The organism is Persicitalea sp., from assembly GCF_041751555.1.
Lineage (GTDB): Bacteria > Bacteroidota > Bacteroidia > Cytophagales > Spirosomataceae > Persicitalea.
Map to the genome: position 1 here is coordinate 1 of NZ_JBGSXF010000108.1, position 5,404 is coordinate 5,404.

Annotated in this window: 5 protein-coding genes; all 5 read left to right on the forward strand. The window is 53.6% G+C overall.

All coding sequences use genetic code 11. From position 1 onward, the window contains the following. Positions 1-644, forward strand: a 644-nt coding sequence (locus ACEW8P_RS03550) for a TonB-dependent receptor domain-containing protein (protein ID WP_373511732.1), incomplete at its 5' end; no start/stop codon positions are given. 58 nt (positions 645-702) lie between these two features. Next, the gene (locus ACEW8P_RS03555) at positions 703-1,116 is read left to right on the forward strand and encodes a hypothetical protein (protein WP_373511733.1); all 414 of its coding nucleotides are present in this window, start codon (positions 703-705) and stop codon (positions 1,114-1,116) included. 93 nt (positions 1,117-1,209) lie between these two features. Further along, complete coding sequence (locus tag ACEW8P_RS03560) at positions 1,210-1,944, forward strand: 3'-5' exonuclease (protein ID WP_373511734.1); 735 nt, start codon at positions 1,210-1,212, stop codon at positions 1,942-1,944. 194 nt (positions 1,945-2,138) lie between these two features. Next, positions 2,139-4,487: a ribonuclease R gene (gene rnr, locus ACEW8P_RS03565; RefSeq protein WP_373511735.1), complete on the forward strand. Its 2,349-nt coding sequence runs from the start codon at positions 2,139-2,141 to the stop codon at positions 4,485-4,487. 114 nt (positions 4,488-4,601) lie between these two features. Further along, on the forward strand, positions 4,602-5,404 hold an 803-nt coding region (locus tag ACEW8P_RS03570; protein WP_373511736.1), incomplete at its 3' end, for a DUF1080 domain-containing protein.

Here is a 5,404-nt window from a genome sequence, read left to right on the forward strand (position 1 = left end):
ATCTCAAGCCGGAGTATTCTTATAATACCGAACTATCGGTAGAGCAATGGTTTGGCAAATTATTGAAATTCAACGGTACTGTCTTCCATTCCTGGCTGCGCGACGCACTGGTGCTTGCTCCCTACACGTTCAACGGCCGCGACAGCATCACCTACAACGGTCAACTGAGCCGCGTGACCGCCAACCAGAACCAGCAGCGCGCGTATGTCCAGGGAGTTAGTCTGGAATTGAACGCCTACCCTGCCTCCAACTGGCGGTTGCAGGCGATTTATAATAAGACCAAAGGCCGCGTGCTAGAAGTTGACGACAGCCGGACGCCACTCGACCACATTCCGCCTGCGTATGGCAAGTTTAGTGTGCAGTGGCAGCGCGGGCCGTGGCGGGTGGAGAGTTTCAGCTTGTACAACGGCTGGAAGCGAATCGCGGATTACCGCCTCAACACCGAGGATAACGAGTCCGGCGCCACGCCCGACGGTATGCCCGCCTGGTACACATTGAATCTGAGGGCCTCTTACCGTCTGGCTTCTCATTTCACGATTCAGGCTTCGGCCGAGAACATCACGGACGTCAACTACCGCACTTTCGCCAGCGGCGTGAGTGCCGCCGGGCGTGGCTTCATCGTGGCATTGCGGGGGAATTTCTAGAGACTTTTGAGAGGATTACGCTCTGATTTTGTTGTAAAGGCATTGCTACATCTCCATAATGAAGAAAGATATCTCCTTTTTGCCCGTCGAGGGCGTCCAAGTCGCCATCGTGCGCAAGATCAACGAACTGAATGCAGAAGAATGGCACGTGGTGCTCATCAACCGCAACGCCGCGCCGATCGACAACGTTTTCGTGACGTCTAAGGGCTACAGTAGCCCCGAACTCCATGAGGACGGCAGCCAGAAAACCTCCACGCTCCGGCACTTTTTTCCCGAAGTACTGCCCGGCAATAATGTCATTGTCGAGCCGATCATGCCGGAAGTCTTTGCCCTCACCAATGAGTACTGGGTCAGCTATTTCATTGGCAAACAGGTTTACGATAAAAAGTTTATCTTCGTGCCAGACAGCATCGTTCCCGACCACCTGAGCGAAATCGACGTTCTGGGGTTGGAAGGCGTGCTGCACAGATAATTTTGAATGAGTGATTGATAGAATGATAGAATGTTGCTTTCGCCTGCATTCTTCTATTCACTCATTCACTCATTCTCTCATTCAAAATTGAGAATGTCCCCAGAATTCCGACGCCGTATCCGTAATTTGCTTTTGCTCGATATTGAGACTGTGGCTTCCCACGCGTCCTACGAGCAACTCGACGAGCGGATGCAGGCGCTTTGGAACAAGAAGGCGGCCCGACTGCGTAAGCCCGAGGACGAGCGTACCGACGCCGAGATGTTTTACGGACAGGGCGCGATTTACGCCGAGTTCGGTCGGGTGGTGAGCATTGGGTTCGGTGGTTTTTATTGGAATGAGGAAGACGAGTTGGGTTTCAAAGTCCGATCGTTTTCAAATCCTGATGAAACTGCCCTTTTGCGGGAGTTCAAGGAACTGGTAGAAAAGTACCCCGCCGACCAATTGGTGTTGTGCGCCCATAATGGCAAGGAATTTGATTTCCCTTACCTGTGCCGCCGAATGTTGATTCATGGTATCGAACTACCCCGCGCCATGCAACTCGCGGGCAAGAAACCCTGGGAAATTCTGCATCAGGACACGCTGGAACTCTGGAAATTCGGCGATTACAAGAATTACACCGGTCTGGACTTGCTGGCCGCCGTGTTCGGCATCGCTAGCAGCAAAAATGAAATGAGTGGCGCCGAAGTGACGCCCACCTATTACGAACAAAAAGACATCAAAAAAATAAATCGCTACTGCCGCGAAGACGTTGTGGTGCTGGCACAGTTATACTTATGTCTGCATAGCCAAAAGATGGTAGCTGACGAAAACATCATCCGGGTGGAGTGAAGGGTTGTTTAATCGTGTAATCGTTGAATTGTTTAAGCGATTGACGCGAAAACATCGTTCTGAGCAAAATTAAAAATTTGCTTCCACCCAATTTTTAATTTATAAAAACCAAAGAAATAATAAGGCTGCGGCTGACGTCTCATCGGTGATTAAAAAAAACCCGATGGACCTAGCTAACCGCCAAAATCAAATACATGCGTTCAAAAAAACAACCCCAAAGGGAGCCGAAGGAAAAGAAATCGGGCTCTCATAGCAATCATAATCTGTTGTCCTTTGTGGACAAGCTAACAACCGAAGTTGCCGCTTTCTTCGAGGCCAATGGCGGCGAAACATTCCGCATCCAGGAGGTTCACGACCATTTTGGTGCCCACGACAAGAAACTACGCAATCTGCTCAACGACACCATCCACGAGTTGGAGGAGGAAGGCAAATTGCGTCGCTACTCCGGCAACACCTACGGCGCTAACGCCGCTACGCCCGAGGCGGCCCTGGTCGGTAAAGTCGATCACGTCAATCGAAATTTTGCCTTCGTCGTTATCGACGGGCGCGACGACGATATTTACGTCGAGACCGAAAACCTGAAAGGCGCGATGGACACCGACACCGTTCGACTGGAAGTCATCCGCGAAGGCGGCGGTCGGGACGGCAAGCGCACCGAAGGCCGCGTAGTGGAGGTACTTGAACACGGGCGGCCCGAGGTAGTGGGCGTGATCGAGATTTGGCCTAAGTACGCTTTGGTCGAGCCGGATCACCGCAAAATATATGACCCGATTCATATTCCGATCGAAGATATCGGTGAGGCCAACGACGGCGAGAAGGTTATCGCCCTCATCGAGCAGTGGCCCACCCGTACGCGCAAGCCCGAGGGAAAAATCATTGAAGTACTCGGCAAAGCAGGCGAGAACAACGCCGAAATGCACGCCATTCTGGCTGAATTCGGCTTACCTATACATTTCCCAAAACAGGTCGAGCGAGAGGCAGAGGCTATTCCGGAGAAAATTCCCCAAAAGGAAATCGCCAACCGCCGCGACATGCGCGAGGTAGCGACCTTTACCATCGACCCCGCCGACGCCAAGGACTTCGACGACGCGCTGTCGGTTCAGTACCTCGACAACGGAAACGTCGAAATTGGCATCCACATCGCCGATGTGAGCTATTACGTGCGACCCGACACCGAACTGGAAAAAGAAGCCTACCGCCGCGCCACATCGGTGTATTTGGTGGATCGCACCGTGCCTATGCTGCCCGAAAAACTTTCCAATGGCCTCTGCTCGCTGCGGCCTAACGAGGACCGACTGTCATTTTCCGCTGTTTTCGAAATGACCTCGCGCGGCAAACTCGTTGGGGAGTGGTTTGGCCGCACGGTCATTCACTCCGATCGCCGTTTCAGCTACGAGGAAGCCCAGCAAGTCATCGAAACCGGGGCGGGCGATTACCCCGAAATCCTGACCATGTTGAATAATCTTGCCAAAATCCTGCGCAAGGAACGCTTTAAGAAGGGCGCGATCAACTTCGAGACCATCGAGGTCAAGTTCCGTCTGGACGAGAACGGCAAGCCGCTGGGGATTTACCAAAAGGAGCGCAAGGACTCTAACAAACTCATCGAGGAATTCATGCTGCTGGCCAACCGCCGTGTGGCCGAGTACGTCTATGGCCTGTCAAAAGGAAAAAAGAAGAACACGATGGTTTATCGCGTCCACGAGGCCCCCGACCCCGAGCGCCTGAAAAGCTTCGCGACCTTCGTATCCAAGCTGGGCTACAAAGTGGAGGTCGACGAGGAGAAGGAAATCGCCAAATCCATGAATCACATGCTGGAAGAAGTGGAAGGCAAGCCTGAGCAAAATCTCGTAGAATCGCTGGCCGTGCGCACGATGTCCAAGGCTCGCTACACCACCGACGACGAAGGCCACTTCGGCCTGGCCTTCCAGCGCTACTCGCACTTCACCTCGCCCATCCGCCGCTACCCCGACGTGATGGCCCACCGCCTGCTCCAACATTACCTCGACGGCGGCGCATCGCCCGCTTGTGAACCCTACGAGGAAGCCTGCAAGCACTCCTCCGAGCGCGAGCGCATGGCCGCCGAGGCCGAGCGCGCCTCGATCAAGTACAAGCAGGTCGAGTATATGAGCATGATGGACCACAGCCAGGAATTCGACGGCATCATCACGGGCGTCACCGATTTCGGCATTTTCGTTGAAATCACCGCCACGGCCTCCGAGGGGCTTATCCGCATGTCTGACCTCAGCGGCGATTACTACGAATTCGATAAGGAAAACTACCGCCTTATCGGACAGCGCAGCAAGAAATTCTACACCTTCGGCGATAGCGTGAAGGTAAAAGTAAAAGACACCAACCTCGCCAAGCGCAGCATGGATCTCCTCCTGGCCGATAGCCCCGACTCGCACTCTCGCAGCCGACGTAATGAGGCTACGAAGTCATCGTCCAAGCGTAGCAACCAGCGCAGCATCGGGGCCACACGGCAGAAGAAGCGGGCCGGGAGTTCGGTGCCGATGCCGAAGAAGAAGGGTCGGGGGCGGCGGTAAAACGGTTGTTCACTGGTTCTAACTGGGCAACCTCAATAGGGGTAGTGGAAGTCTGAAAAGTAGTATAGTAGTCGATTTTCCTTTTTGTCGGGAACAAATATGATTGCTACTTCTATGAACCTACTTCGCAAACTTCTCTGTCTTGTCTTTTTACTGTCCGCATCGGGCACTTTGTACGCCCAACCCAAAGCTCCCAAACCCTCCGACTGGATTCAGCTCTTCAACGGCAAAGACCTCACGGGCTGGGATGTCAAGATCGCGGGCTACGCGATGAACGACAACTACAAAAACACCTTCGTGGCCGAGGACGGAATGATGCGCGTGAAATATGATGGTTACGACCGGTTCGACGGGCGGTATGGCCATATTTATTACAAGCAACCCTACTCTTATTATCGTCTGCGGTTTGAGTACCGCTTTCTGGGCGAGCAGTTGCCCGGCGGCGACGCGTGGAACGTCCGCAATAGCGGCGTGATGCTGCACTCGCAATCAGCGGCAAGTTTGGGGAAAGATCAGACCTTCCCGGTCTCGCTGGAAATGCAGTTTTTGGGTGGCCTGGGCAGCGGCGAGCGAGCCACGGGAAACCTTTGCTCGCCCGGTACCATCGCCAACATCAACGGCAAGCTGGACATGGCGCATTGCATCAATTCATCTTCCAAAACCTACGAAGGCGATCAGTGGGTAAAGGGCGAGGCCATCGTGTACGCCGATTCCATTATTTATCACATCGTTGAAAGCGATACGGTACTCACCTACACCAAAGCCCGCATCGGTGGCGATTTTGTGGGTAAAAACAATACCTTCGAAATGGCGCACTTCACCAAGGAAGATGCTGCCCATTGGCGTAAGCTGGATAATACCCCTCTCAAAGAAGGGTACATTGCCTTCCAGAGCGAAAGCCACGCCATCGACTTCCG

Bases quoted from the DNA above. Each gene is read 5' to 3' on its own strand.
- rnr (WP_373511735.1), top strand. From the start codon at position 2,139: ATGCGTTCAAAAAAACAACCCCAAAGGGAGCCGAAGGAAAAGAAATCG.
- ACEW8P_RS03555 (WP_373511733.1), top strand. From the start codon at position 703: ATGAAGAAAGATATCTCCTTTTTGCCCGTCGAGGGCGTCCAAGTCGCC.
- ACEW8P_RS03560 (WP_373511734.1), top strand. From the start codon at position 1,210: ATGTCCCCAGAATTCCGACGCCGTATCCGTAATTTGCTTTTGCTCGAT.